Annotated in this window: 29 protein-coding genes; 17 read left to right on the top strand and 12 right to left on the bottom strand. The window is 68.1% G+C overall.

The window, feature by feature from the left end; genetic code table 11:
• Window positions 1–41: 41 nt before the first annotated feature.
• From E0497_RS00610 to E0497_RS00600, 3 genes are read right to left on the bottom strand one after another with little or no spacing between them, the layout of a single operon-like run.
• The gene (locus E0497_RS00610; RefSeq protein WP_137722848.1) at window positions 42–845 is read right to left on the bottom strand and encodes an SDR family oxidoreductase; all 804 of its coding nucleotides are present in this window, start codon (window positions 843–845) and stop codon (window positions 42–44) included.
• Window positions 842–2,503 (bottom strand): FAD-binding dehydrogenase, encoded by a 1,662-nt coding sequence (locus E0497_RS00605; protein WP_137722847.1) that lies wholly within the window; start codon window positions 2,501–2,503, stop codon window positions 842–844. The genes E0497_RS00610 and E0497_RS00605 overlap by 4 nt, the downstream gene beginning before the upstream one ends.
• Window positions 2,500–3,120, bottom strand: coding sequence for a TetR/AcrR family transcriptional regulator (locus E0497_RS00600; protein ID WP_137722846.1), 621 nt, complete (start codon window positions 3,118–3,120; stop codon window positions 2,500–2,502). Before E0497_RS00600 ends, E0497_RS00605 begins: the two co-directional genes overlap by 4 nt.
• Window positions 3,121–3,308: 188 nt before the next feature.
• Here E0497_RS00600 and E0497_RS00595 point away from each other — a divergent pair, with 188 nt between their 5' ends.
• Entirely contained in the window at window positions 3,309–3,602 is a 294-nt protein-coding gene (locus tag E0497_RS00595; RefSeq protein ID WP_137722845.1) for a putative quinol monooxygenase, read from the top strand.
• A gap of 91 nt (window positions 3,603–3,693) precedes the next feature.
• Here the strand turns inward: E0497_RS00595 and E0497_RS00590 are convergent, their stop codons facing one another.
• Window positions 3,694–4,365: a DUF998 domain-containing protein gene (locus E0497_RS00590; protein ID WP_137722844.1), complete on the bottom strand. Its 672-nt coding sequence runs from the start codon at window positions 4,363–4,365 to the stop codon at window positions 3,694–3,696.
• A 1-nt stretch (window position 4,366) separates the two neighbouring features.
• The gene (gene lysX / locus E0497_RS00585; protein WP_137722843.1) at window positions 4,367–7,714 is read right to left on the bottom strand and encodes a bifunctional lysylphosphatidylglycerol synthetase/lysine--tRNA ligase LysX; all 3,348 of its coding nucleotides are present in this window, start codon (window positions 7,712–7,714) and stop codon (window positions 4,367–4,369) included.
• Window positions 7,715–7,794: 80 nt separating this feature from the next.
• On the opposite strand from lysX, the gene E0497_RS00580 reads away from it, so the two are divergent.
• Window positions 7,795–8,016, top strand: a complete 222-nt coding sequence (locus E0497_RS00580; protein WP_137722842.1) for an RNA-binding S4 domain-containing protein — start codon at window positions 7,795–7,797, stop codon at window positions 8,014–8,016.
• Between the two features lie 30 nt (window positions 8,017–8,046).
• Here the strand turns inward: E0497_RS00580 and E0497_RS20675 are convergent, their stop codons facing one another.
• The 5 genes from E0497_RS20675 to E0497_RS00560 all read right to left on the bottom strand — a co-directional run bounded on the left by E0497_RS20675 (window position 8,047) and on the right by E0497_RS00560 (window position 11,257).
• Complete coding sequence (locus E0497_RS20675) at window positions 8,047–8,202, bottom strand: hypothetical protein (RefSeq protein WP_206663612.1); 156 nt, start codon at window positions 8,200–8,202, stop codon at window positions 8,047–8,049.
• Window positions 8,181–8,744, bottom strand: a complete 564-nt coding sequence (locus E0497_RS00575; protein ID WP_194150303.1) for an alpha/beta fold hydrolase — start codon at window positions 8,742–8,744, stop codon at window positions 8,181–8,183. Before E0497_RS00575 ends, E0497_RS20675 begins: the two co-directional genes overlap by 22 nt.
• Window positions 8,745–8,767: 23 nt before the next feature.
• Window positions 8,768–9,238 carry a ribonuclease E activity regulator RraA gene (gene rraA, locus E0497_RS00570; RefSeq protein WP_137722841.1) on the bottom strand — a complete coding sequence of 157 codons (471 nt, stop codon included), beginning with the start codon at window positions 9,236–9,238 and terminating at the stop codon, window positions 8,768–8,770.
• Between the two features lie 54 nt (window positions 9,239–9,292).
• The gene (locus E0497_RS00565; RefSeq protein WP_137722840.1) at window positions 9,293–9,682 is read right to left on the bottom strand and encodes a DUF5313 family protein; all 390 of its coding nucleotides are present in this window, start codon (window positions 9,680–9,682) and stop codon (window positions 9,293–9,295) included.
• Between the two features lie 81 nt (window positions 9,683–9,763).
• Window positions 9,764–11,257 carry an MFS transporter gene (locus E0497_RS00560; protein WP_161987370.1) on the bottom strand — a complete coding sequence of 498 codons (1,494 nt, stop codon included), beginning with the start codon at window positions 11,255–11,257 and terminating at the stop codon, window positions 9,764–9,766.
• 322 nt (window positions 11,258–11,579) lie between these two features.
• On the opposite strand from E0497_RS00560, the gene E0497_RS00555 reads away from it, so the two are divergent.
• Together E0497_RS00555 and E0497_RS00550 are read left to right on the top strand one after the other, a co-directional pair.
• On the top strand, window positions 11,580–12,473 hold the full coding sequence (locus E0497_RS00555) for a transketolase (protein ID WP_137722838.1): 894 nt from the start codon (window positions 11,580–11,582) through the stop codon (window positions 12,471–12,473).
• Complete coding sequence (locus E0497_RS00550; protein WP_137722837.1) at window positions 12,470–13,444, top strand: transketolase family protein; 975 nt, start codon at window positions 12,470–12,472, stop codon at window positions 13,442–13,444. The genes E0497_RS00555 and E0497_RS00550 overlap by 4 nt, the downstream gene beginning before the upstream one ends.
• Window positions 13,445–13,509: 65 nt before the next feature.
• Here E0497_RS00550 and E0497_RS00545 read toward each other — a convergent pair whose 3' ends face one another.
• The gene (locus tag E0497_RS00545; RefSeq protein ID WP_137722836.1) at window positions 13,510–14,547 is read right to left on the bottom strand and encodes a phosphotransferase family protein; all 1,038 of its coding nucleotides are present in this window, start codon (window positions 14,545–14,547) and stop codon (window positions 13,510–13,512) included.
• Window positions 14,548–14,562: 15 nt separating this feature from the next.
• Window positions 14,563–15,147: a TetR/AcrR family transcriptional regulator gene (locus E0497_RS00540; RefSeq protein WP_137722835.1), complete on the bottom strand. Its 585-nt coding sequence runs from the start codon at window positions 15,145–15,147 to the stop codon at window positions 14,563–14,565.
• Between the two features lie 136 nt (window positions 15,148–15,283).
• On the opposite strand from E0497_RS00540, the gene E0497_RS00535 reads away from it, so the two are divergent.
• From E0497_RS00535 to E0497_RS00475, 13 genes are all read left to right on the top strand, one after another.
• On the top strand, window positions 15,284–16,114 hold the full coding sequence (locus E0497_RS00535; protein ID WP_241665640.1) for a sugar phosphate isomerase/epimerase family protein: 831 nt from the start codon (window positions 15,284–15,286) through the stop codon (window positions 16,112–16,114).
• Window positions 16,115–16,189: 75 nt separating this feature from the next.
• On the top strand, window positions 16,190–17,053 hold the full coding sequence (locus E0497_RS00530; RefSeq protein WP_137722834.1) for a CoA transferase subunit A: 864 nt from the start codon (window positions 16,190–16,192) through the stop codon (window positions 17,051–17,053).
• Window positions 17,050–17,823 (top strand): CoA-transferase subunit beta, encoded by a 774-nt coding sequence (locus tag E0497_RS00525; RefSeq protein WP_137722833.1) that lies wholly within the window; start codon window positions 17,050–17,052, stop codon window positions 17,821–17,823. The genes E0497_RS00530 and E0497_RS00525 overlap by 4 nt, the downstream gene beginning before the upstream one ends.
• Window positions 17,820–18,908 (top strand): NAD(P)H-dependent flavin oxidoreductase, encoded by a 1,089-nt coding sequence (locus E0497_RS00520; RefSeq protein WP_137722832.1) that lies wholly within the window; start codon window positions 17,820–17,822, stop codon window positions 18,906–18,908. The genes E0497_RS00525 and E0497_RS00520 overlap by 4 nt, the downstream gene beginning before the upstream one ends.
• A gap of 41 nt (window positions 18,909–18,949) precedes the next feature.
• Window positions 18,950–19,825, top strand: coding sequence for an SDR family oxidoreductase (locus E0497_RS00515; RefSeq protein WP_137722831.1), 876 nt, complete (start codon window positions 18,950–18,952; stop codon window positions 19,823–19,825).
• A gap of 29 nt (window positions 19,826–19,854) precedes the next feature.
• A complete protein-coding gene (locus tag E0497_RS00510; protein ID WP_137722830.1) occupies window positions 19,855–20,304 on the top strand; it encodes an FAS1-like dehydratase domain-containing protein in 450 nt (149 codons plus the stop codon).
• Window positions 20,301–20,711, top strand: coding sequence for a MaoC/PaaZ C-terminal domain-containing protein (locus E0497_RS00505; RefSeq protein ID WP_137722829.1), 411 nt, complete (start codon window positions 20,301–20,303; stop codon window positions 20,709–20,711). Before E0497_RS00510 ends, E0497_RS00505 begins: the two co-directional genes overlap by 4 nt.
• Window positions 20,708–21,691: an NADPH:quinone oxidoreductase family protein gene (locus tag E0497_RS00500; protein WP_137722828.1), complete on the top strand. Its 984-nt coding sequence runs from the start codon at window positions 20,708–20,710 to the stop codon at window positions 21,689–21,691. The genes E0497_RS00505 and E0497_RS00500 overlap by 4 nt, the downstream gene beginning before the upstream one ends.
• Window positions 21,691–22,890: an acyl-CoA dehydrogenase family protein gene (locus E0497_RS00495; protein WP_137722827.1), complete on the top strand. Its 1,200-nt coding sequence runs from the start codon at window positions 21,691–21,693 to the stop codon at window positions 22,888–22,890. Before E0497_RS00500 ends, E0497_RS00495 begins: the two co-directional genes overlap by 1 nt.
• A gap of 33 nt (window positions 22,891–22,923) precedes the next feature.
• Window positions 22,924–24,126, top strand: a complete 1,203-nt coding sequence (locus E0497_RS00490; RefSeq protein ID WP_137722826.1) for an ABC transporter substrate-binding protein — start codon at window positions 22,924–22,926, stop codon at window positions 24,124–24,126.
• A complete protein-coding gene (locus E0497_RS00485; RefSeq protein ID WP_137722825.1) occupies window positions 24,123–24,998 on the top strand; it encodes a branched-chain amino acid ABC transporter permease in 876 nt (291 codons plus the stop codon). Before E0497_RS00490 ends, E0497_RS00485 begins: the two co-directional genes overlap by 4 nt.
• Before the next feature lie 101 nt (window positions 24,999–25,099).
• Window positions 25,100–26,044 (top strand): branched-chain amino acid ABC transporter permease, encoded by a 945-nt coding sequence (locus E0497_RS00480; RefSeq protein ID WP_241665637.1) that lies wholly within the window; start codon window positions 25,100–25,102, stop codon window positions 26,042–26,044.
• On the top strand, window positions 26,041–26,820 hold the full coding sequence (locus E0497_RS00475) for an ABC transporter ATP-binding protein (protein WP_137722823.1): 780 nt from the start codon (window positions 26,041–26,043) through the stop codon (window positions 26,818–26,820). Before E0497_RS00480 ends, E0497_RS00475 begins: the two co-directional genes overlap by 4 nt.
• The last annotated feature ends 33 nt before the right edge of the window (window positions 26,821–26,853 follow it).

Below are 26,853 nucleotides of genomic sequence, written 5' to 3'. Positions count from 1 at the left end.
CTGCCGGTCCTGCGGGGTACCGGCAGAACACCCCGGCCCGCTCACCTCAGCCCGTGGAAGCGGGCCGTCATGGCCTCGGTGACGGCACGCGGCGCGAGTCGTCGGACGGTGAACACGAGCGGTGCCATGTTGCCGCGGGCGTACAGCGGTTTCGGCTTGTCGGCTTCGATCGCGGTCACCACCAGGTCGGCCACCTTCTCGGCGCTGATGCCGCGGTGCTCGTTGCGGGACATCGCCTTCGACACGGTCTCGTAGTCGCCGGCGTAGGGGGAGCGGTCGGCGAGGTAGCGGGTGCGGCGGTCGCCGATGCCGGTGGCGACGGTGCCGGGTTCGACGGTCGTCAGCCACACCCCGAACGGACGCAGTTCGCGTCGGGCGGCCGTTGCGAAGCCCTTCAGTGCGCACTTGGCGGCCACGTACGACGACCGGAACGCGAGCGGGAAACTCGCGAGCATCGACCCGACCATGACGATCCGTCCGTAGCCGCGGTCCCGCATGCCGGGCAGTACCAGCTGCGTCAGCTGGATCGCGCCCAGCACGTTCACCTGGAACAGTCGGTCGATCGCCGAGAGGGGCAGTTCCTCGAGCGGCCCCATCTGACTCTCCCCGGCGTTGTTGACCAGGACGTCCACCGCGCCGACGGTTCGGGCGCAGTCCTCGATGCTCGCCCGGTCCTCGAGATCGAGGCGCACGTATTCGACGCCCGGGATTCGTGAACCCTCCGGCAGTGCAGCGGGATTGCGGGTGGTGCCGTAGACGCGGTAGCCGCGGGACACCAGCGCCCGCGCCACCTCGAGGCCGATCCCCGACGACGCCCCCGTCACCAGTGCGGTGCGGCGGCTCATCCGAGGCTCCGTCCGAGTGCGCGGCCGGCGGCGCGTCCGGAGAAGATGCAGCCGCCCAGGAACGTGCCCTCGAGGGCGTTGTAGCCGTGCACGCCGCCGCCACCGAAACCGGCGACCTCCCCGGCCGCGTACAGGCCGTCGAACACGGTGCCGTCGGGGCGGATCACCTGCGCGTCCAGGTTCGTCTCGAGCCCGCCGAGGGTCTTGCGGGTGAGTAGGTTCAGGCGCACCGCGATGAGCGGTCCGTGTGCCGGGTCGAGCAGTCGGTGCGGTTTCGCGACACGGATCACCTTGTCCGGCAGATAGGTTCGCGCATTACGGATAGCCATCACCTGCATGTCCTTGGAGAAGGTGTTGTCCGTCTCGCGGTCGCGGGCGATGACCTCGCGCTCGACCTGCTCGTACGTCACGGGTGCGTCGGGGGTGAGCGCGTTCATGCCCTCGACGAGATCGCGCAGGTTGTCGCGGACCACGAAGTCGACGCCGTGACGTTTGAACGCCTCCACGGGTCCGGGTGCACCCTTCTTCACCCGTCCGAGAAGGAGTTTCATGTCCTTGCCGGTGAGGTCGGGGTTCTGTTCGGAGCCCGACAGCGCGAACTCCTTCTCGATGATCGACTGGGTGAGCACGAACCACGTGTGGTCGTGCCCGGTCCCGAGGATGTGCTTCAGGGTGGCGAGGGTGTCGAAGCCGGGGAACAGCGGGACCGGCAGCCGCTTGCCGGTGGCGTCGAGCCACAGCGACGACGGTCCGGGAATGATCCGGATGGCATGGTCGGGCCAGATCGGATCCCAGTTGACGATGCCCTCGGTGTAGTGCCACATCCGATCCCGGTTGACGATGTTGCCACCCGCGTTCTCGGTGATCTCGAGCATCCGGCCGTCGACGTGCGCCGGCACCCCGGTGATCATCTTCTCGGGGGCGCGCCCCAACCGGTCGACGGGCCAGTTCTTGCGCACCAGTGCGGGATTGCCGCCGATGCCGCCGGATGTCACCACCACGGCCTGCGCGCGCAACTCGAAGTCGCCGGTGGGGGTGCGGGACGACTGCACGCCACGCGGTGTGGTGGACGGCTCGAGGATCGTGCCGCGGACACCGACGACGGCGCCGCCCTCGACGATCAGCTCGTCCACCTGGTGCCGGTAGCGGAAGGTGACCTGCCCGCGGGCGACGGCGTCGAGGACGGGTTCGCGGAACACGCGCACCACCTCGGGTCCGGTGCCCCACGCGATGTGGAAGCGGGGCACCGAGTTTCCGTGCCCGGTGGCCAGTCCGCCGCCGCGTTCGGCCCAGCCGACGTTGGGCATCACCCGCAGCCCCAGATCGTGCAGGTAGGTACGCTTCTCACCGGCCGCGAAGTCGACGTACGCCTCGGCCCACTGCCGCGGCCAGTGGTCCTCGCGGTCCCGGTCGAAGCCGGCGCTGCCCAGCCAGTCCTGCAGGGCCAGGTCGCGGGAGTCCTTGATACCCATCCGTCGCTGCTCGGGGCTGTCGACGAGGAACAGTCCACCGAGCGACCAGAATGCCTGCCCGCCCAGGTTTTCCGCGTTCTCCTGGTCGACGACGAGGACGCGTCGGCCCGCCTTCACCAGTTCGTGGGCCGCGACCAGACCCGCCAGACCTGCTCCGACGACGATGACATCGGCTTGTTCCGTCACGACCTGTCTCCTGTCCGTTGCGTGCTGTAGTTGCTGACGACGGTGACGAACAGGCTCCGACGAGCCTGCCGGACCACCGTGCTGTCGGGTTCCATGAGGACCTGGACTGCGGTGCCGTCGTGGACCGCGACGAGGGCCCGACCCAGTCCGTCGCGGTCGGTGATGCGGCGTCCGGTGGCGGCGAGTGCGTCCTCGACGATCGGCAGGATCGCCGCCTGGATCGCGTCCTCGCGGGCGGCCATGACGCGCCGCAGTGCCGGGTTGCGCAGCGCGTGTGCGGTGAATTCGGCGGTGATCCGGTACCAGGCGTCGTCGACGGGGATCGCGGCGAGGACGCGGTCGACGGCATCCTCGAGGCCGGTCGGGGCGGTGCGATCGGCGTCGGCGAGGGCGGCGGCGATGCCGTCCAGCATCGCCGCCGACCGCTGCTCCCACATCGCGAGGAACAACTCGTCGAGGGAGGTGAAGTTCGAGTAGAAGGCGCCGCGGGTGAAACCGGCGCGTTCGCACACCTGCTCCACGCTGGCCCGTCCGAAGCCCTCCTCGGCGAACACCTCGCCGGCGGCGTCGAGAAGTCGGCGACGGGTCTCGGCGCGGCGCGGGCTGATGGTGGGCATCGTTGCTGGTCACCCCCTGTATCGGGCGCATCGGCCCATTCGATACAGGACTGTATCGAACGGTGGGTGCAGTCGTGGCGGAAACGAGTGGATCCCGGGGGCGGGAGCAATTGCGGCATTCGCGACCGTGGCCGGGGTACGGTCGGGGTCGTCGCGCACTGTGGCGGCACTCACAGAAGAGGAAGTCGATGTCGAATCTGCATGTCGTAGCCACCCTGCCGGCCAAGTCCGGTTCCGAGAACACGGTGCGCGCCGCGCTCTCCACGCTGGCCGAGGCCAGCCGCAAGGAGGACGGGTGCGTCTCCTACGACCTGTACGAATCCGCGGCGGCCCCGGGCACGTTCGTCGTCGTCGAGGTGTGGCAGGACCAGCACGCCCTCGACGCCCACATGAAGTCCGATCACATGCGGGAGGCGGCCGGCGCGTTCGGTGCCCACCTCGCCGCGGCCCCCGGCATCCACCCGCTGCGCCCGGTGGCCTGACGCCCCTGCCGCACCACTGGCTCCCCGCGTTTCGCGCACTTGCCGCGACTTCGAAGGCTCGAAGTGCCGCGACAAGTGCGCGAAACGTGTTTCACGTGGAACCGGGCATCCCGTGCAGATCCCGCCACGCTCGGTTGTTCAGAAGCGTCGCCGCGACGAGCACCATCCATCCGCTCATCGACAGCAATTCGATGCGCTGCGCGAACCCGAGCCATACGTGGCTGCCCGAGGTTTCGTCGACGCCGACGAGCATCCACACCGTGCCGATCACGAACAGCACCACGACGGTCACGCCGGCGGCGCGCATCCCGGCCGGCGCCCGGTACACGTAGAGCGCGGCGATGAACGCGAGGGCCGACACCACCGCCGCGGTCACCGACACCGTGCTGGTGAGCGCATGCCACTGGTGGGCCAGCGGTTCCTGTGTCTCCTCACACACGGTCGTCGAACACCGCAGTGGCAGACGAGAATCGGCGATCGTGCCGAACCCGAACACGCCGAGCGCGAGCCAGCCGACGGTGGTGAGCATGCGCCGCGGCGTGAACGTCAGTGCCACCGCCGCGGCGACCACCAGCACGATCCCGGTGAGCAGATCCCCGGTGCGGTAGACGATCCCGTACCGCTGGTCGGTCGCGGCGAGCTGGCTGGCGAACCCGTCGAACGGTCCCTCACCGGAGTTCAGGACGACCGCCAGCACCCACGACGAGTACAGCAGCGCGCCCGCGATCAACAGTGCCGCAACGGTGTACCGGCGTATCGGCATGTCAGCTTCTCGGCTTGGCGAACGGGAACGCCAGCGATTCGCGGATACTGCCACCGGTGACGAGCATGACGACCCGGTCGACACCCATCCCGAGGCCACCGGTGGGCGGCATCGCGTGTTCGAGGGCCTGCAGGAAGTCCTCGTCGAGTTCCATCGCCTCGGCGTCGCCGCCGGCCGCGAGCATCGACTGCTCGGTGAGCCGTTGCCGCTGGTCGATCGGGTCGGTCAGCTCGCTGTACGCGGTGCCCAGTTCCATGCCCCACGCCACCAGGTCCCACTTCGCGGCCACCCCGGGGATCGTCGGGTGCGGCCGGGTCAACGGCGACATCGACGTCGGGAAATTGGTGTAGAAGGTGGGGAACTCGGTCTGTCCCTCCACCAGATGTTCGTACATCTCCTGTGCGAGAGCACCTGCGTCCCAGCTCTTCTGATAGTCGATCCCGTGGTCGTCGCACAGTGTCTGCAGCACCGCGAGCGGGGTCTCGGGGGTGACGTCCACGCCGAGGGCCTCGGCGACGGCGCCGTGCATGGTCTTGACGGGCCACTCGCCGGAGATGTCGACGGCGACGAGGTCACCGTCGGGGCCGGGACGCATGATCGTCGGACTGCCGTGTGCGGCGATCGCCGCGTTCTGGATCAGTTCGCGGCACAGCACCATCATCTGCTCGTAGTCGCTGTGCGCCTCGTACGCCTCGAGGATCGTGAACTCCGGGTTGTGCTTGAAGCTGACGCCCTCGTTGCGGAACACCCGCCCGATCTCGAACACCTTCTCCATGCCGGCCACACACAGCCGTTTGAGGAACAACTCCGGCGCGATCCGCAGATACAGGTCGAGGTCGTACGCGTTGATGTGGGTGACGAACGGGGCCGCGTTGGCGCCGCCGTGGATGCGCTGCAGGATCGGCGTCTCCACCTCGAGATAGTCGCGTCCGGACAGGGTGTCGCGCAACGACTTCACGATCGCGGTACGGGCCGTGAGCAGACGTCGCGCGTCCGGGTCGATCGCGAGGTCGACGTACCGTTGCCGCACCTTCGCCTCGGCGTCGGTCAGACCCTTCCACTTGTCGGGCAGCGGGTGCAGGCACTTGCCGGTCATCCGCCAGTCCGTTGCCAGCAGCGACAACTCGCCCTTGCGGCTGCGTCCCACGACGCCGGTGACCTCCATCAGGTCACCGAGGTCGAAGTCGGCGGCGAACTCGTCGAGACGGTCACCGACGGCGCCGCGGTCGATGAGGACCTGGATATCACCGGACCAGTCCCGCAGCACCGCGAACGCGACACCGCCGTACGTGCGGATCCGCAACAGCCGTCCCGCGACTCGCACCTCGGCACCCTCCGACGCCGTCGCCGCGGCGATCGTGTGCGTCGGGGGGCAGGCCACCGGGTAGGCGTCGACACCGTCGTCGGTGAGCCGGGCCAGCTTGTCCATCCGCACCCGCACCTGCTCGGGCCGGCGCGGACCGGACGCCTCGAGCGCCGGGGACGGCTCGGAGGCGGCGTCGGGAAGAGGGACGGTGTCCGGGGCGCTGCCGTCGGCGTGCAGGACACCGGAACCGACCAGTGCGTCGGGGACGGCGGTGTGCACGCCGGTGTGGGTGGGGGCGCTCGCACGATGCCGGAACGACGGCAGCGTCAGGAAGCCCTCCGCGACGGCCGACGCGATACCGACCCGCGGCAGGTGCCGGTTGTCGTCGAAGCACAGGTAGCGCGGCGCCCACTCCGGCTGATACTTCACGTTGGACCGGTACAGGGCCTCGAGCTGCCACCAGCGGGAGAAGAACAGCAGCAGGCCACGCCACATCCGCAGGATCGGGCCGGCGCCGATGCGGGCACCCTCCTCGAACGTGGACCGGAACACCGCGAAGTTCAACGAGATCCGTGTGACACCGACCTCGTCGGCGCGGGTCGCGAGCTCGGTGACCATCAGTTCGACGACGCCGTTGGGGGCCTGCGGGTTGCGGCGCATCAGGTCGAGGGACACGCCGCTGCGGCCCCACGGCACGAACGACAGCATGCCCAGCACCTCGCCGTCCGGGCCGATCGCCTCGACGAGCAGACAGTCGCCGTCGAGACCGTCACCGAGCCGACCGAGCGCCATCGAGAAGCCGCGTTCGGTTTCGGTGTCCCGCCAGTCGTCGGCGTGGGTGACGGCGTCGGCCATCTCCTGGTCGGTGAGGTCGCGGTGCCGGCGCATCCGGACGGTCACCGCCTGTTTGCGGACCCGGTTGACGGCCTGCCGCACCTGCCGCATCTCGCGGCCGTTCAAGGTGAAGTCGCGGGTGTTCAGGATCGCCTCGTCGCCGAGTTGCAGCACCGTCAGCCCGGCCCGATGGTAGGCCGTCGCACCGGTTTCGCTCGCCCCCATCACGGCGGGCGCCCACCCGTACTTCGCGCACAACGTCAGCCAGGCGTCGATCGCGTGCGGCCACGCCTCCGGATTGCCGATCGGGTCGCCGCTGGCCAGGCACACCCCGATTTCGACGCGGTAGGTCACCGCGGCCTTCCCGCTCGGCGCGAACACGACCGCCTTGTCGCGGCGCGTCGCGAAGTAGCCGAGGGAATCGTTGCCGCCGAAGTCGTCGAGCAGGCCGCGCAGCGCGGATTCGTCGTTGCCGGTCAACGCGTTCGACGCGCGCTGCGACCGGAACAGGGTGATCACCGCGGCCAGCAGTGCGAGGGCACCGAGCAGACCGAGAAGTGTGTTGACGAAGGCGCGCGGATGGCCGTCGAACTGTTCGTTCTCGACGACGACGAGGGCGGTGACCCGGTTGAGTGCCCACAGGAAACGCTCGTTCGACGGCAGAGTACCGGGGAACAGTTCCACCAGGCCCCAGCCGAGCAGGGTGCCGGCGGTCAGTCCGGCGACCAGTACCCCGAGGGCTTTCCAGCCGGCGCCGCGTCGCACCCGCGTGTAGAACTCGCCGCGGGACGCGACCAGGATTCCCGCCACCGCGACGTGCACGACGAAAGCGACTGCGGCACTGAGATCCCGATCCGCGACGGCCATGACCGCGTTGATGATCGCGAAGAGGACCATATACGTGGTCAGCAACCACCACGCGATCCGTTTCCGGCTCGCGAGCGCGGCCGCCACCAGGGCCACGACCAGGGCCCACGACAAGCTCGTGTCGGGGGCGTCGAAGTAGTAGTTCGCAACGTACCCGCGCGGGGTGTGGACGAGATGCCGCAGCGACGGAGACAGGCTCCACAAGAAGACCAGTACGGAGAACACCCCGAGGACCAGTCCCGCGACGTGCGGAACCTCCGACAGCCGACCGCGTTTCGTCGGCGTCCCGTGCGGCTTCCGTTCGTCGACCGCGTCCTCCGGTCTCCCGGTACTCGTGACCATGCCCATCCCTTCACCGTGTCGTGTGTCACTCCAGTGTGCGGCGTCGAGGCTACGTCCGGGGAATGGAGGAAGATATCGGTATGTCTGATTCTGTGGACGAGGTCCCCATCCGTGACGAGACGATCCGGCTGGGCCAGTTCCTCAAGCTCGCGAACCTCATCGAATCCGGTGCCGAGGCGAAGGAAGTGATCGCCGACGGCCTGGTCAGCGTCAACGGCGAGACCGAGACCCGCCGCGGGCGCCAACTCCGCGCCGGCGACGTCGTCGAGATCGGCGGCACGAAGGCACGCGTAGGCGCCTGATGCACCTGTGCGCCTTTTTGGTAGCAGTTACTACCAAAAAGGCGCACAGGTGTGCAGCGCCTCCCGGGACACGCTGCGGTCACCGGCGGTTCCGGTGAGCGTGTACAGCCGCCACCGGTCGGGGACACCCTTGAGGTCGTGCTCGCCGCAGTCGTCGAACACGCTCAGGGTGCCGTCACCGGCCACGTTGACCAGCAGCCCGCGCTCGTCCTCGACGGCGTTGCGGACCTGACGTTCGTGGGTGGCCCGCAGGTCCCGATAGCGGGCGTCACCGATGCGGGCGAGGGTTTCGGTGGACGCGACCCCTCCCGGAGCGCGCCCTCGACGAACGGTTGGTGGAGCACCAGACCGGTCGCCCGGTCGGGGTTCCGGGCCGCGATCAATACCAGCGCCCCGCACGTGCTGCCGATCCGGACGAGCGTGGCGCGACGCATCCCGACGGCGTCCATCACCGCCCACACGTCGTCGGCCTGCTCCTCGAGCGTCGGCACGTGATCGACCGGATCGGACAGGCCGAAGCCGCGGCGCTGGAAGTACACCATCCGGCAGAATGTCGCGGCCCGCTCGAACACGTAGTGGATGTGCGGATCGGTCCACAACAGGTCCGGGTGCAGGCCGATCTCGAGGAACACGACCACATCGACCGCGTGGTCACCGCCGTCCCCGACGACCTGGTAGGCGAGGGCGTGACCGTCACGCTCGACGTACCGCGTTCCCGGCGGGTACATGCCCTCGATTTTAGGCGCGGACGCTACCGCACGACGATGCCGTCGTCGTCGCTGTAGACCGTTTCACCCGGATTGAAGGTGACGCCGCCGAAGCTGACCGGCACGTTCTTCTCCCCGGACCCGGTCTGCGTGCTCTTGCGCGGATTGGTGCCCAGCGCCTTGACGCCGATGGCGAGGGTGCGCAGGATCGCCGAATCGCGGACCGCACCGTTGACGATGACGCCGGCCCAACCGTTGGAGACGCCGCGCCCGGCGATGATGTCGCCGACGAGGGCAGTGTGCACGCTCGCATCGCCGTCGACGACGAGGACACCGCCGTGGCCCGGCTCGCTCAATGCCTGCTTGACCAGCAGATTGTCCTGGAAGCAGCGGATCGTGGTGATCGGCCCGGAGAATGCGGCGCGGGCGCCGAACTGGATGAACTGGGTGTCGCAGCTGCGGATGTCCGGGCCGATCTCGTCGGCCAGATCGGCGGTCGCCACCGGTTCGCTCATGATGTGCCTCCTGTCGTCGGTTCGCCCGCTCACGATAGTTGACCGACGGGTAACTTAGCTGCGTCCGTGTCGGCGTTCGTAGTCGTCGCGGACCTGATCGGCCCGGCGCTGCACCTTCTCCGCAACCAGGTCCGGATCCAGCCCGTGACCGTGCAGCCGATGCCGCCGATACACCTGCATGAGCGCCACCGCGAAGTACACCAGCGGCAGGAACAACAGCGCCATCATCGCCAACGGCACCCACACCGGACCCGGAATGAGCAGGAACAGCGCCAGCAACGGCACGACCGGCAGCGTGAACCGGATCAGATACCGCACCGACGCACCCGGACCCACCAGATCGCGGCGCACCCAGTCCCGCAACGACTCCGGCAACGTCCGCCCGAACTGATAGCCCACGTACTGCCCGAACGTGGGACGCGGCAGTTTCTGCGATTCCGGCATGGGGCCAGGGTAGGCGCTCCGCACCTGTGCGCCTTTTTGGTAGTAGCAGCTACCGAAAAGGCGCACGGGTGGCGCAGCCGCCTAGCACACCGGCACGGGGGAGGCGTCGTCGAACTTCTGTCCGGACGCGAGGCCGCCGGTGGCGGGGGTGCGTCCGTGTTTCATGGTCAGGGTGACGGCGATGCCGACGGCGACCGCGGCAGCGCAGATGAAGTAGGCGTAGTGGTAGCCCTGCATCGACGGGATCGGTTGCCCGGTGGTCGGATCGACCATGAGGGTGTAGTTGCCGATGATCACGCCGAGGAAGGCGCTCGACAGGGCGCCGGCGACCTGTTCGGACGTGAACTTCATGGAGCCGGTGACGGCCTGGGTGTCGGCGGGGACGGCTTCGATGAGCAGGTTCTGGGACGACGCGTAGTAGAAGCCGTTCGCAACGCCCATGAAGAAGCCCAGCAGGATCGTGGTTCCGGTGGCGTCGACGATGTCGAACGCGACGAGCAGGGATCCGACGAGCGCGCCGGTCATGCCGACGAGCATCGACAGTCGAGGCGAGTACCGGCGTGCGACCCAGCCGGCGAGTAGGCCGCACACGGCGGCGGCCACGCCCTGTGGGAGTCCGAACTGCATGGCGTATCCGAGTGCGGACAGGCCCAGGCCGGAGTCGGGGTCGCCGGGGATCGCCGGGGCCCGCAGCATCTGGGGGAGCAGGGCGCCGTTGGCGCCGTTGAGGATGCCGTACGCTCCGGCGATCGCGAGGGTCATCCACACGCCGGGCCGGGCGAGCAGGGTCATCGAGATCAGCGGCTGCGCGATCCGCCGTTCGGTGAGGACGAAGGCGACGAGCAGGAGAGCGCCGGCGGCGAACGCGACGGTCCGGAGGTCTTCGTTGTTCGCGCCGAGGATGAGTGCGCTGGCGCCGAGCCCGAGCAGGAGGGCACCGAGGTAGTCGACGCGGTGCGCGATCCGGACGGTGGTTTCGGGGACGAGTAGGGCGATCGCGACGATGACGACCGCGGAGTAGGCGAACAGGAACCAGAAGGCGCTGCGGAAGCCGAAGGAGTCGATGAGCCAGCCGCCGAGGATGGGGCCGATGAGCGCGGACGCGCCGATGCCGACCCCGATGCCGCCGACGCCGAGAGGCACCCATCGGGCCGGGATCAGGTCCCGGATCAGGCCGTAGCAGACGACGGCCGACGCGAGGCCGCACGCCTGGAGTCCGCGTCCGACGAGGAACAGTGGGTAGGAGGCGACGGTGGCGCACAGTGCCGTGCCGACGAGGAAGGTGACGCCCGCGGCGAGCAGGATCTTCTTCTTGCCGTAGACGTCGGCGAGTTTGCCGATGATGGGGACGACGACACCGCCCACGAGGAGCGGGATCGTCATCACCAGGGTGATGTTGGTGGTTCGGAAGTCGACGGCCATGTCGGTGAGGCCGGGGCTGACGAGAGTGAACTCGAAGGCCACGATCTCGGTCATCAGTGCGATCAGCACGATGATGAGGATCGACTGCCCCTTGGAGCGGTTCTCGGTGTCCGAGGATGTCCGACTGGACGTCGGTGGAATGAAACCAGCCATGTCGGGGAGTTCCCATCTGCGTGGAGGCGATTCGGTGGCCTCGGGAGGGAGTGGCGAAAGTGTATGAGCGTCAGCATTGTTGGACTCGGCGGTCCGGTTGTGCGCCGTGGTGGTCCGGCCGATTCGGGGACGGTACCAAGCCGGTGGCGGGCGGGGAAGGGATGAACCGTGATTGCCCATTCAGTGGGAGGTCTCTGGAGTTGTCCTGTCGGTTCGGATATTCGGTGCGGCAACAGATTTCATCGGCCAGATCCGTAGCAAATGTTTGATTCTTGGAGTACTCTGACGCCGAGTTGCACAGATCGAGGGAAGGACTGGACGGATGTCGACCGTGGATTCCCGGCCGCAGGAGGTGCGGCTCGAACGCGACAGACCGGCGTCGACCGCGGAACTGCAGGTGCGCGCCGACCGGTTGCGCCTCGAGGTGATCGAGATGATCGACAAGGCAGGACTGGGGCACTACTCGAGCACATTCTCATGTGCGGAGTTGCTCGCGGTCCTCTACTACCGGGCGTTGCGGATCGATCCGGCGCGGCCGGACTGGGCGGAGCGGGACCGGTTCCTGCTCGGCAAGGGGCATGCCGCAGTCGGGCTGTGGCCGATCCTGGCCGATCTCGGCTACTTCCCTCGCGCCGAACTCGACCGCTTCGGCTACCTCGGCAGCCGGCTCGGCGACCATCCGGACATGCGCAAGGCTCCCGGGGTCGACTTCAGCTCGGGATCGTTGGGGCACAACCTGTCCGTCGGCCTCGGCATGGCGTTGGCGGGCCGGTTGCGCGGCTCCGACCACCGCACGTTCGTCCTCACCGGCGACGGCGAACTCCACGAGGGGCAGGTGTGGGAGGCGGCGATGGCAGCATCGCACTACCGGGTGGGCAGCCTCGTGGCGATCATCGACGCCAACGGCTACATCGGCAGCGGGCCGACGTCGGAGCTGATGGGGGTCGAACCGCTCACCACGCGCTTCGAGGCGTTCGGCTGGCACACGATCGAGATCGACGGCCACGACGTCGCGGCGATTGTCGACACGTTCGACGGTTTGCCCGCACCGGAGTCGGATCGCCCCGTCTGCATCATCGCCCGCACCGTCAAGGGCAAGGGTGTCTCCCTCATGGAGGCGGCGCCGCGGGCCTGGCACGTGGGGTGCCTGACGCCCGACCAGCGGGCCGCCGCCGTCGCCGAGATCACCGCCCGCCTGCAGGAGGCCACCGCATGAGCACCACCGTCGACCGTTCGGCTGCCATGGAGGACGTGTTCTCCGACGAGGGGCAGGCGTCGTCGCTCAATCTGCTGGGGAAGGCGCTGGCGGACCTCGCTGACCGGCACCCGGACGTCGTCGTTCTGTCCGCGGATCTCGGTTCGGCGCTGACCGAACTGCGGGACCGTCATCCACAGCGGTACTTCGAGATGGGAATCGCCGAGAACAACACGATCTCGGTGGCCGCAGGGATGGCGGCCTCCGGGTTCCGGCCGTACGTTCTCGCGTTCGCCCCGTTCGGAATGATCAAGTGCGCGGAGCAGATTCGCACCGATCTGGCGTCGACGATGCTGCCCGTGACCCTGGTGACCCGACTGTCCGGGCTGGCGATGGGGTACTTCGGGGCGAGCCATCACGCCGTCGAGGATCTGGCGATCGCGCGGGTGATCACGAATCTGACGGTGATGACCCCCGCCGACAACGCCGCGACGGTCGCGCTGCTCGAGCGGAGCCACGACGAGCCGGGGCCGGTGCTGCTGCGCGTCAGCGAGGCCACCGCCCCGGTGTACGCGTCCCCGCCCGCCCTCGAGCGGGGACGGTTCTCTCGCGTCCGGGAGGGCCGGGATCTGACGATCGTCGGGACCGGGACGGGCGTGGGGTGCGCCGTCGGGGCCGCGGACGCGTTGTGGGAGCACGGTATCGACGCGGGTGTTCTGGACGCCGCCTATCTCAAACCGCTCGACGAGACGGCGATCCTGGCCGCCGCCACGGCCGGCCCGGTCCTCACCGTCGAGGAGCACAGTGTGATCGGCGGACTCGGGGCCGCGGTGGCCGAGGTCCTCGGCCGTCACGGCATCGCCGCGAAATTTGCCTCCGTCGCCCTCCCCGACGAGGATCTCGAGGTCGGGGTGCCGGCGGATCTGTTGGCGCACTACGGGATCAGCGTGGAGGGTGTGGTGGCGAAAGCGGTCGATCTGCTGTCGCGCTGAGCACCGTGCACGAACACCTACCGGCCCCATACGGACAGTATGAGGCCGGCAGGGTTCGCGATGGATCACAGCCGTTGCGCGTACTTCCATGCCTGCGCGGCGAGTCGCTGCGCCTGGGCGCCGAAAGATTCGGGGGTGCGGTCGGACTCACCCATCGCGCCGCGCAGGGTGCGGGTGTAGACGCCCTCGACGATGCACGCGATCTTCCACCAGTTGTAGGCGATGTAGAAGTCGATGTCCGGGACCGAATCCGGTTGCGTTGCAGCGATGTACTGCTCAATCAGATCGTCACGTGTCGGGAAGCCTGGGGCGACGGTGGGCGGGTTCTCGAGGGCGCGGACGTCGTCGTCGGGCTGTGCCCAGTAGACGAGGAGTTGACCGAGGTCGGCGAGCGGATCGCCGACCGTGGTGAGTTCCCAGTCCAGGACGCCGGCAATCGTGGCGTCGGGGGTGAACAGGCAGTTGTCGAGCCGGAAGTCGCCGTGCACGATCCGGGCGACGCCCTGCCGGGGGATACGTTCGGCGAGCCGGTCGTGGGTGCGGCCGATGTCACCCAGCACTCGGACCCGGTCCTGCGCCCAGTTCGTCGACCAGCGTCGCAGCTGGCGGGCGATGTAGTCGTCGCGGCCTGCCAGACCGCCCCATCCAACCTCGCGCGGGTCGACCGCGTGCAGGTCGGTGAGGGCGGTCACCAGTGCGGCGGCCAGGGCCGGACGCTGTTCGGGGGTCGTCGTCGCCGCCACGGTCTCGGGGTCGCGCAGCACGACACCGTCCAGATGCTCCATCACGAAGAACGGTGCCCCCGTGACGGTGTCGTCGTCGCAGGTTCCGATGACCCGGGGGACCGGAACACGCGTCGGTGTCAGCCGATCGAGTACGTCCGCCTCGCGGAGCACATTGTGGGCCCGCGCGTGTGCCATGCCGAGCGGGGGCCGGCGCAGCACCCAGCGGGTGTCGTCGTCGCCGGTGACCAGATAGGTCAGATTGGAGCGCCCGCCGGCGATGCGCTCGAACCGTAGCGGCCCGGCGGCGCCGCCGACGTGCGTCGCGAACCAGGCGGTGACGGCATCGTCGCGGATACCGGTGTCGAGGAGACTGCTCATGGGATGCCTTTCTCGTCAGGGGCGTGCCCGAACTCCGTCCAGGAACACCGACACCACCGACTCGGCGAGTTGGTCGATACCGAAGTCCCGGGTGGGGGTGAACCAGCGCAGCGACAGCCAGACGGCGTCACGGATGAGGCCGTACAGCAGATCCGCGGGCAGATCCGACCGGAACTCGCCGTCCGCCATGCCCTTCTCGATGACCGTCGTCCACACCGACTTGGTGGTGCGGGCGGCCGTACGGATCTTCGACGCGGACGGCAGCGTACGCAGATACGTGCCGTTGTTCTGGTAGATCTCCGACGCGTGCGGATGCGCCCGGCTGACCCGGAACGACGCCTTGACCAGCTCGTCGAGCCGTCCGCGCGGATCGTCGACGGTGTCGAGGACGCTCTCGTACTCGCGGGTGAGGTCGTCGAGGTAACCGGTGACGATCAGGTCCGCCATCGCGTCCTTCGACGGAAAGTAGTGGTAGAGACTGCCCGACAGGATGCCGACGCCGTCGGCGATGTCCCGCACTTTCGTTCCCGCGATGCCCTTGGTCGCGAAGAGTGCCGCGGCCTGCTCGAGGATCAGCGTGTGGCGTTCGGACCACTCCATCGGTTACCTCCATGTCGCTGGATACCTGCATGAAACGCCGGTCTGACCGGAAGCCTATACGGCGCACCAAACATTTGCTACATTGCGATGGCGAGCCGAGAGAGCGATCGTCACCTGCACTGCGACAGGAGAATTCGTGCCTAGTTCGACCACAGATGTTTCGTCCGACACCGACCTGAGTGTGTGCCTCGCGGCCACCGCGTCCTGGCCGGTGGCCGACTCCCTGGACATGCTCACCCGTATCGGGTGCGCGCGTTTCGGGATCCTGGCGGCCACGATGGAGCGGCAGGGATGGGACGACGCGATCGCGGAGATCCGGGAGAGCGGGCTGCGCCCGGTGTTCGTCGCGGGCGGCTGCCACGCCGCGCACGGCGACGATCACGGGTGGGATCGGACCCTGTCCGTGCTCACCCGATCGATCGATGCCGCGGCCGAGATCGACGCTCCCACTGTGACGTTCACGTCCGGTGGATCGGGCGCACTGTCGTGGGAGGAAGCCGCGGACGCGGCGGCCGACCGGTTCGCGCCGCTCGTCTCGTACGCGGCGGCGCGGGGGATCGGACTCGCGCTCGAGAACACCATGTCGATCCGGTCCGCGATCAGCTTCACGCACAGTGTCGCCGACACTGCGGAGTTGGCCCGGCGGCTCGGCGTCGGACTCATGGTCGATCTGTACTCGGCATGGCAGGAGCGCGGGCTGATGACCACGATCGCCGACAACCTCGGCGCGATCCGCGTCGTGCAGATCGGTGACCACCGCACGTCGGCCACGTCGGTACCGAACCGCTGGGTGCCCGGCGACGGCGACATCCCGCTGGATCGTCTGGTCCGGGAGGTCCGGGAGGTGCGGGACGCCGGCTACCGCGGCCCGATCGACCTGGAACTACTGGGTCCGGCGATCGACGACGAGGGTCCGGAATCCGCGCTCGGTCGCGGCTGGAAATGGATGTGCGCGCACGTGCCGTGACGGCCGTGCGGTGCGTAGCAAATGTTTGATGCGATACGGGCGGAGCGCCCGCCACGACGAACGACAGGAGGCACGATGTCGGACAAGACGATGTCGGAAGCCGACGTCATCGCCCGGTTCGAGTCCGGGATGACGATCGGGATCGGTGGATGGGGATCGCGACGCAAGCCGATGTCGTTGGTCCGGGAGATCCTGCGCTCGGACCTGACGGACCTGACGGTCGTGTCCTACGGCGGACCCGACGTGGGCCTGCTGTGCGCCGCCGGCAAGGTCCGCAAGGTGATCTTCGGATTCGTGTCCCTGGACTCGATCCCCCTCGACCCACACTTCCGGGCCGCCCGGCAGTCCGGTGCCGTCGAGGTCGAGGAGTACGACGAGGGCATGTTCCAGTGGGGGCTGTACGCCGCCGGGATCCGGCTGCCGTACCTGCCGACCCGCGCGGGACTCGGCTCGGACGTGATGACCGTCAACCCGGGACTGCGGACCGTCACCGACCCGTACGGCGACGAGACCCTCGTCGCGATGCCGGCGATCCGCCTCGACGCGGCCCTCGTGCACATGAACCGGGCCGACATGCACGGCAACGCCCAGTATCTCGGACCGGATCTGTACTTCGACGACCTGTTCTGCCTCGCCGCGGACCACGCGTACGTCTCCTGCGAGAAGATCGTGTCCACCGCCGAACTCACTGCGAACGCGCACCCGTCGACGCTGCGCATCCCGCGACTGCTGGTCAGCGGTGTCGTCGAGGCCCCGCTCGGCGCGCACTTCACGTCGTGCGTCCCCGACTACGACCGCGACGAGGCGTTCCAACGCGACTACGTCGCCGCCGCCAAGGACCCGGACCGGTGGAAGCAGTTCGCGGCCCACTACCTGTCCGGCACCGAGGACGACTACCGCCGGGCAACCCAGGGCACCCGAGAGGCGGTGTCGGCATGACCAGCACCGTCGGCATCGATGCCACCAGGGCCGAGGTCTGCGCCGTCGCGTGCGCCGAGGCGTACCGCGGCAACGGTGAGGTGATCGCCAGCGCGTTCGGCACGATCCCCGCGATCGGGGTCCGGCTGGCCCGGCACACCTTCTCACCCGATCTCGTCGTCTCCGACGGGGAGGCCACCGCGGTGCGCGGCACGTGGGCGGTCGGTGGTCCCGCCGAGGGTGACGTCGAGGCATGGCTGCCGTTCAACCAGATCTTCACCTTGGTGTGGAACGGCAAGCGGCACATCATGATGATCCCGACGCAGCTCGACGCGCACGGCAACTGCAACATCTCCGCGATCGGCGACCACGCCCGTCCCGCCGTGCAGTTGCTCGGGGTCCGCGGGGCGCCCGGCAACACCGTCTACCATCCGACCAGCTACTGGGTGCCCAGGCACAGCACGCGGGTGTTCGTGCCGAAGGTCGACATGGTGTCCGGGGTCGGGACCGACAACGCCCGCAAGGCCGGGCCGGCGGCGTCCCGCTACCACGAGTTGCGCACGGTCGTCACCGATCTCGCGGTCCTCGACTTCACTACGGACACCGGCCGGCTCCGGCTCGTGTCGGTACATCCCGGTGTCACCGTCGACGACGTCGCCGCGGCCACCGGCTTCGAGTTGGTGATCCCCGACGACGTGCCGGAGACCCGGATGCCCACGGCCGAGGAACTCGAACTGATCCGCACCGTGATCGATCCGAAGAACCTGCGGGACAAGGAGGTCCAGGGATGACGGCCGTGACAGACGACCGGGTGACGCATCCGGCACTGCACACCCGGCTGTGTGACCTGTTCGGGGTGCGCTACCCGATCGTGCAGACCGGCATGGGCTACGTCTCCGATGCGAAGCTCACCGCCGCCACCGCGGCGGCCGGCGGGCTCGGCATCATCGCGGGCGGCATGCTCACCTACGAGGAACTCGAGCAGGCGATCGACTACGTCAAGGACCGCACCGATGCCCCGTTCGGGGTGAACGTGCGTGCCAACCAGGAGGACGTCGACCGGCGGCTCGACCTGATGATCCGGTCCGGGGTGAAGGTGGCGTCGTTCGCACTGGCCCCCAAACGGGATCTGATCGCGAAACTCAAGGACGCCGGACTGGTGGTGGTGCCGTCGATCGGGGCCCGCCGGCACGCCGAGAAGGTCGCCGAATGGGGTGTCGACGCGGTCGTCGTGCAGGGCGGGGAGGGCGGCGGCCACACCGGCGCCGTCCCCACCAGCCTGCTGCTGCCGCAGGTCGTCGACGCCGTCGACATCCCGGTGATCGCCGCCGGCGGCTACTTCGACGGCCGCGGCCTGGTCTCCGCGCTCGCGTACGGCGCCGACGGCATCGCGATGGGCACCCGCTTCATGCTCACCAGCGACTCCCCGGTCGCGCAGCAGGTCAAGGACGTGTACCTGTCGAAGTCGGTGAACGACACCGTCGTCACCCTCGAGATCGACGGCGTCCCGCAGCGGGTACTGCGCGCCGGCACCATCGACCAGCTCGAATCCACCCGTGGACCGCAGCGCATGCTGCGCGCGGTCCGGAACGCCGTCGCGTTCCAGCGCCTCTCGGGCACCCCGTGGAAGGACATGATCCGCGAGGGCCTGGAGATGAAGAAGAGCCACGACCTCGGCTGGCGACAGGTGGTCATGGCCGCCAACGCCCCCATGCTGTACCGCTCCGCCCTCGTCGACGGCAACGCGGACGTCGGCGTCATGGCCACCGGGCAGGTCGTCGGCCTCATCGACGACGTCCCCAGTTGCGCCGAACTGATCGACCGCATCGTCGCGGAGGCCGAGACGGCCCTGAACCGCCTGACCGGACCGCGCTAGTACCCGCCACCATCCCCTTTGGGCAGCAAGGAGACACAGTCATGAACCAGTTGCAGGATCGCGTGATCGTCGTGACCGGAGCGGGCCGCGGCATCGGACGCGAACACACGCTGCTCGCCGCCGCCGAGGGCGCGAAGGTCGTCGTCGACGACAACGGTGCAGGCCCGGACGGTGCCGGCACCGACCCGTCCCTGGCCGCCGCGGTCGCCGCCGAGATCACCGCCGCCGGAGGGCAGGCCGTTGCCAGCAGCGCCGACGTCACCACGATCGCCGGAGCCCAGGAACTGCTGGACCTCGCCCTCGACACGTTCGGTCGCGTCGACGGACTCGTCAACAACGCCGGCGTCCTGCGGGACCGCATGTTCGTCAACATGAGCGAGGACGAGTGGGACGACGTCATCACCGGACAGCTGCGCGGCACGTTCGCCCCGTGCCGGGTGTTCGGTGCGCACTGGCGGGACCGCTCCAAGGCAGGTGACACGGTGAAGGCGTCGATCGTGAACGTGTCCAGCACGTCCGGGCTCCTCGGTGCCGTCGGGCAGAGCAACTACGGTGCCGCCAAGGCCGGAATCGCTTCGCTCACCGTCATTCTCGCGCAGGAACTCGACCGGTACGGGGTGCGGGCCAACGCCATCACTCCGGTCGCCCGCACCCGGATGACCGAGAACGTGCCCGGCATCAAGGAGATGGTCGCGAAGCCGGCCGACCCGGACACGTTCGACGTCTACCACCCCGGCAACGTATCCCCGGTCGTCGCCTACCTGCTCACCGAGGCGTGCCCGGCCAACGGATCGGTGTTCTACGCCAAGGGCGGCGAGATCCGCCAGTTCCTCGGCTGGCAGTACGGCAAGACCATCGACAAGGGCGCCCGCTGGACCGTCGACGAACTCGTCCACGAGATGAGCGGACTCGTCTGAGCCGCACCGGATCACGAGCAGGAGCAACCATGGCAAACGCAGACGCCGTCGGAGTCGAGGGTATCCCCTTCGATCTCGATGTCGAGCGCGGCAAGATCCGTGAGTTCGCAAGGGCCACCGGATCGTCCAACCCCGACTACCTCGAGCGGGAGGATGCGGTGTCCCCGCCGACATTCCTCACTACCACCCTGCACTGGCAGCCGCCCGAGGGAAACCCGTGGAAGGCCGTCGAACTCGACCAGAAGCGAGGCCTGCACGCCGAGCAGCAGTACGAGTTCTTCGGCCCGCCGCCGAAGGCCGGCACCCGGCTGCGGTGCACGTCCCGCATCGCCGACGTCTACACCAAGCAGGGACGCCGCGGCGGCGAGATGACGTTCGCGGTCATGGTCACCGATTTCGTGGACGACACCGGCACCCTGGTGGCCCGCGCCACCATGACCGGCGTCGAAACCGCCCGTCCCGCAACGGAGGAGGCATGACCGTGATGCTGCAGGTACCCGCGCCCCGGACTGTCGGACCCGTCACCCGCACCGACTTCGTCCGCTATCAGGGGGCGTCGGGAGACATGAACCCGATCCACCACGACCAGACGTTCGCGGAGGCCGCCGGCTACCGGAGCCCGTTCTCGGTGGGCATGTACCAGGCCGGTCTGCTCGCCGCCTACGCCACCGACTGGCTCGGGGCCGAGAATATCCGGTCGTTCCGGGTCCGGTTCCTCGAACAGGTGTGGCCCGACGACGTGCTCACCTGCTCGGCGACGATCCTGCGCGAGTACCGGGACGCCGACGGCACCGCCAAGGTCGACCTCGAACTCGACTGTGCCCGGCAAACCGGGGGACTCGCGGTCAAGGCGTGGGCGACGTTCGTGACGGGAGCCGGCGCGTGAAGGCCCAACTGTGCGAGGTGCTCGGTACCCCGGAGGTGCTGCGGTACACCGAGATGGACGACCCGGAGGTAGGTGTCGACGACGTGCTCGTCGAGGTGTGTGCGTCCGGGGTGAACTTCCCCGACGGACTCATCGTGTCCGGCAACTACCAGACCAAACCGGCCCTGCCGTTCGTACCCGGATCCGAGGCCGCCGGTGTGGTCCGTGCGGTCGGGGCGAACGTCACCGGAATCGAGTCCGGGGCACGGGTCCTCGCATTCTGCGGCATGGGCGGCTACGCCGAACTCGTGGCCGTCCCCGCGACGATGGTGTTCCCCATCCCCGACTCCATGTCGTACGTCGACGCCGCCGGCTTCGCCGTCACCTACGGCACGTCGTACCACGGTCTCGTCGACCGGGCCGGCCTGGCGGCGGGGGAGACCCTGCTGGTGCTCGGTGCGTCCGGCGGGGTCGGCCTCACGGCCGTCGAGATCGGAAAAGCACTGGGGGCGAGGGTGATCGCGGCCGCATCGAGCACCGACAAGCTGACACTGTGCCGCGAACACGGCGCCGACGAGGTGATCGACTACACCGCCGAGGATCTGCGGACCCGTCTGGCGGAACTGGCGCCCGGCGGTGTCGACGTCGTGTACGACCCCGTCGGCGGCGACCACGCGCAGACCGCGGTGCGTGCATTGAGGTGGGGTGGACGGTATCTCACCGTCGGCTACGCGTCCGGGGACATCCCGAAAGTGGGACTGAACCGACTGCTCGTCACCGAAGGCTCCGTCCACGGTGTGCTGTGGGGGGCGTGGGCGCGGCGCCACCCGGACCGCAACGCGGAGAACATGCGCAGCCTGTTCGACTGGTACGACCGCGGCGCGCTGCACCCGCACGTCGACGGCACCTACCCCCTCACGGAGGCGTCGGCAGCCCTGGACGTGGTGATGAACCGCAAGGCCCGCGGCAAGGTCATTCTCACCAGCGGAAGGAACCAGTGATGGATCTGGCACCCAGCCCGGAAGCCCGGGACATCATCGAACGCCTCGAGGCGTTCATGGACGAGCACGTGTACCCGGCCGAACCGGTGTACGCGCAGCAACTCGAGGCGTCCGGTCCGCACAGCCACGTGCTGCCGCCCGTCGTCGAAGATCTCAAGGCCGAAGCCCGCCGGCAGGGCATGTGGAATCTGTTCCTGCCCGCCCTGTCCGGGCTCACCCACCTCGACTACGCGCACATCGCGGAGGTCACCGGACGGTCGCCGTACATCGCGCCGGAGGCCCTCAACTGTTCGGCGCCGTCCACCGGGAACATGGAGATCCTGCACATGTTCGGCACCGACGGCCAGAAACAGCGCTGGCTCGACCCGTTGCTGGACGGAAAGATCCGCTCCGGCTTCTCCATGACCGAACCCGATGTCGCATCGTCCGACGCCCGCAACATCTCCACCTCCATCGTCCGAGACGGCGACGAGTACGTCATCAACGGCCGCAAATGGTGGACCACCGGCGCCGCCGACCCGCGCTGCGAAATCCTCGTCGTCATGGGCAAGACCGACCCCGATGCCGCGCCCTACCGCCAGCAGTCGATGATCCTCGTCCCCGTCGACACCCCCGGCGTCGACATCGTCCGCTCGCTACCGATCTTCGGCTACCACGACCAGCAGGGGCACGCCGAGATCCAGTACACCGACGTCCGGGTTCCGGTCACCAACATGCTCGCCGGCGAGGGCGACGGCTTCGCGATCGCGCAGGCCCGCCTCGGCCCCGGCCGCATCCACCACGCGATGCGCTGCATCGGCATGGCCGAACGTGGCCTCGAACTGATGGTACGACGCGTCATGAGCCGCAACGCCTTCGACGGACCGCTCTCCGACCAGGGCGTGATCCGCACCTGGATCGCCGAGTCCCGCATGGAGATCGAACAGGCCCGACTCCTCGTCCTCAAAACCGCGTGGATGATCGACAAGGTCGGCGCGAAGGGCGCACAGATCGAGATCGCCGCCGTCAAGGTCATCGGCCCCCGCGTCGCCCGCTCCGTCCTCAACCGGGCCATCCAATGCCACGGCGGCGGCGGCGTCACCGACGACTACCCCATCGCCCGCATGTGGGCCAGCGCCCGCATCCTCGGCATCGCCGACGGCCCCGACGAGGTCCACATCCGCAGTGTGGCGCGACAGGAGTTGCGGAAGTACCGATAACCCACCCATGTACTGCCTTTCGAAAGGTCGAGTATGCGGAAGAAGCGTGGTGTACAGCTCGGAATATTGACGGCGGCAGCAGTTCTCGTCACAGGATGCTCGGCGGTCTCGGAACCGGCCCCGGACACGATCGTCATCGGTATGGACGAGGATTCGACCGGACCGGGTGCCTCGTACAGCGTCATCGTGGGCGACACCGTCCGGGCGGCCGTGGCCGACATCAATGCGAACGGCGGTGTGAACGGTCGGCGGATCGTCCTCGAAGTCGGCAACGACGAGAGCGATCCGACGAAGACGCCGTCGGTGATCCGTCGCATGATCGACAAAGGTGCCAGTGCCGTCATTCTCGCGACCGGCAGTGGGTCGGTGATGCAGGCGAAGTCGGTACTGCAACGCTCCGGAATCCCCGGCATCTCACCGAACGTACTGGTGGACAGTTTCGCCAAGGCTCCGGACGAGCAGTACTCGTTCATGGTCGCGAATTCGCTGTCGCAGTACGCCGAGGTCTACTGCGGGGCGTTCACTGCCGAGAAGTACCGCACGATCGCGGTTCTGGCCGATTCCAGCGCCGCGATCGACGGGGTCATGGCGACGCTCGCGCCGCCGCTGCGCGACTGCGTCGACATCACCACCACGGAGAAGGTCGACGTCGACGCCGCCGATCTGACCGCGCAGGTGTCGCGACTGCTCGAGACGAAGCCGGACGCCGTTCTGGTGGCCAGCGTCGGTGGGCACGTCGAGGTCCTCGCCCACGACACCTTGCACAAGCTGGCCCCGAACCTGCCGCGGTTCTCGTTGGCGTCCATCGGTAATCAGCCCAAGTCGTGGGCGCTCGCCGACCGGGGTGCCCTGGACGGAATGGTGTTCATGGGGAGCCTGACGAACGAGAATCCACGAACCGGTGAACTTGCCGAGCTCGTGAAGTCGGTGAAGGGCCCGGAGTACGAGCCCACCGCATACGACGCGCAGGCGCTCGACACGGTCCGCCTTCTGCAGACGGCACTCGGCTCCGTGGACGATCCCCACGATCGTGCGGCGGTGCGCGACGCGCTCGAGAACGTCCGAGATTTGCCGGCGTCGTTCGGGCAGTCGGCACTGACCCTGTCGTACGGCCCCACCGATCATCTTGCGGCGGACAGCCTGTGCGGACTCGTTCTGATGGAGTTCGGTCCGGAGAACACCCCGCAGGGTCCGTGGAGTTCCTACCAACCGCCGTGCGCAGGGGAGGTCCAGTGAACAATGCACAACTGTGGATAGCGGCCGTCGAGATCGGCGCGTTCTTCGCGCTCATCGCGTTGGCGATGTATCTCGTCGTGATCGGTACCGATTTCTTCAACTTCGCGATGGGGCCGTACGCGATGGTAGCGGCGATCGCAACGAGTTGGCTCGTCGTCGAGCAGGGCGCCGGCTTGTGGATCGCTGTTGCCGCTGGTGTCGCTCTGGCCGTGGTTCTGTCGCTCGCCACCGAACTGTTGGTCGTCCGGCCGGTGCAACGCCGATCCGGGCGTGGTGAACTACCCGCACTCGTAGCCGTTACTGCGGTGCTCTTCGCGGTACAGCAGTTGGCGGGCACCGTCTTCGGGCGAACTCCGCTGCCCGGCGTCAGCCTGTTCGACATCGGACCGTTCGAGGTGTCCGGGGTGACCGTGAGTGGTACGACGGTGACCCTGGTGGTGGGGTCGGTGATCGTGTTCGCCGCGACGACCTGGTGGCTGCATTCCTCAGCTGCGGGTCGACTGTTACGTGCGGTCGGGGACAATCCGGAAGCTGCCAGGATTCTCGGCCTGCCCGTATCGCGGATTCGGGTGGTGGCCTTCGTGGTTGCGGGCATCATCGCAGCGGTGGCCGGAATACTGTTCGCACCCAAGTCCGGTGTCCAGTTCACCAGTGGCCTGTCGTGGACACTCACCGCCTTCCTCGCCTTAGTGATCGGGGGAACCGGTCGAGCATGGGCGCCTCTCGTGGGTGGCCTGGTGCTCGGATTCGCGCAGGTTTTCGCCCCCTACTACTTCGGCGCAAGTGCGGCACAGACCGCGATCCTGGTCATCGCGCTCGTGTTCTTCGCCTTCCGACCGGAAGGCCTGATCACTCGAAAGGTGCGTGTGTGATGGCTGTTTCGATGGATAAAGGCGTACTCGATCCTCCTCAGACGCAACAACGCGGCCGTCGAGGTAGGCGTACCACGCGGGAACTGGCCGTCACCGTGGTCGTGGTTGCGGCAGTTCTGATCTGGGTGGGGCCGAGCCTGTACCGTCAGGACCTCGTGTTCCTCGCCGCGATGTACGGGCTGGTGGCGCTGGGCATGTACGTGCCGTTCGTGCTCGCCGGATCGATGTCCATGGCCTACAGTGCCTACGCTGCGATCGGCGCGTACGCGGTGGCCCTTGTCGTCAAACACACCGACTGGTCGATGTGGTGGGGATGGATCGCCGGCGCGATCGTCGCGGCGATGGTTGCGCTGTTGCTGGGGTTGGTCACCCAGCGTCTGTCCGGCTTCTATCTTGCCGCGGTCACCCTGCTCTTCAGCATCGCCTTCAAATACTGGGTCATCGACGCGCGCTCGATCACCGGTGGTGCCGGTGGGATCACCCGGATTCCCCCGGTGTCGGTGTTCGGCTGGGAACCATCCGGGTCGATCCTCGTCGCCGCGGCCGTAGTGTTCGTGTGCGTGATCGCGGTTCTGGTCGACCGGTTGCGGAAATCCGTGTGGGGCATCACCTTGCAGGCCTCACGGGAGAGTGACGACGCAGTCCGTGTCGGTGGTGTGAAACCGGCGCATCTGCGGATGGTCGCGCTCGGGATCGGTGCTGCGATCGCGGCGTTCGGTGGATCGCTCTTCGTCGGTTCGGTACAGGCGGTGACCCCGGAGACACTCACCCTCAATCTCGTCTTCCTGGCGATCTTCATGCCGATCATCGGTGGACGCGCGACGGCGTGGGGCGCACCGCTGGGAGCGGTCGTGGTCGTTGCGGTGACGCTGAACATGCCCGGCTACAGGGGCAGCGGTGAACTCCTCCTTGCGTTGGCCGTGCTGCTGATCATCATCGTTGCTCCGGGCGGCTTGATCGGGTATGCGCAATGGTGCTGGACCCGACTGCGTTCCATGGTCGCGTCGCGGCGGGAGACTCCGATCGGAGAAGAGGGAAACTCATGACGGTTCCTACAGTTTCGGCACCGCTGCTCGAGGTGTGTGGCCTGTCGAAGTCCTACGGCGGTGTCAAAGCCGTCCAGAATGTTTCGTTCACCGTCGGACCCGGGGAGGTCGTAGCCCTCGTCGGCCCGAACGGTGCCGGCAAGACGACTCTGATCGACATCATCTTCGGTACCCAGCGGGCCGACGCGGGGGAGGTTCGCCTTCTCGGACGTACCTTGACCGGGCCGGCAGAACGCCGTGCGCGGCAGGGACTGGCAAGGACGTTCCAGCATCCACAGGTGGCCTTGGAGTTGACCGCCTTCGAGAACATCGTGCCCGGACTGTACGGTCGCTCGATCGGGTCGTTCCCGGCCGCGTGGAAATGGGCATGGCTGGGTCTGTTCCAACGACCGGATTCTGCGATCGACCGGGCGGCGAAGGTTGCTGCCCGGTACGGAATCGACGATGGGACGGCACCGTGTGGCGACATGAGCCTCGGTACCCGACGCCTGGTCGAGGTGGCTCGTGCCATGGCGAGCGAGCCGGCAGTCCTTCTTCTCGACGAGCCGTTCGCCAGCGGTGACCCGGAGAGTATCGAGGCGATCACCGGTGCCGTCCGCACCATCCAGGAGGGCGGTAACGGGGTCGTCCTCGTCGACCACAACGTCGATCTGATTCGTGAACTCGCGACGAGCGTCGTACTGCTGAACTTCGGCGAGGTTGCGTTCGAAGGACCTCCGGACGCGTGCATGAGCAGTCCGGCTATGCGTGAGGTGTACTTCGGGGAAGAGGTGTGACGCAATGTTGCAGGTACGTGATCTGACGGTTCG

The sequence above is a fragment of the Prescottella subtropica genome, from assembly GCF_005434945.1.
In the GTDB taxonomy this organism is placed as follows: Bacteria; Actinomycetota; Actinomycetes; order Mycobacteriales; family Mycobacteriaceae; genus Prescottella; species Prescottella subtropica.
The sequence above is the reverse complement of the archived record's forward strand: the minus strand, read 5'-3'. Positions and strand labels throughout refer to the sequence as shown.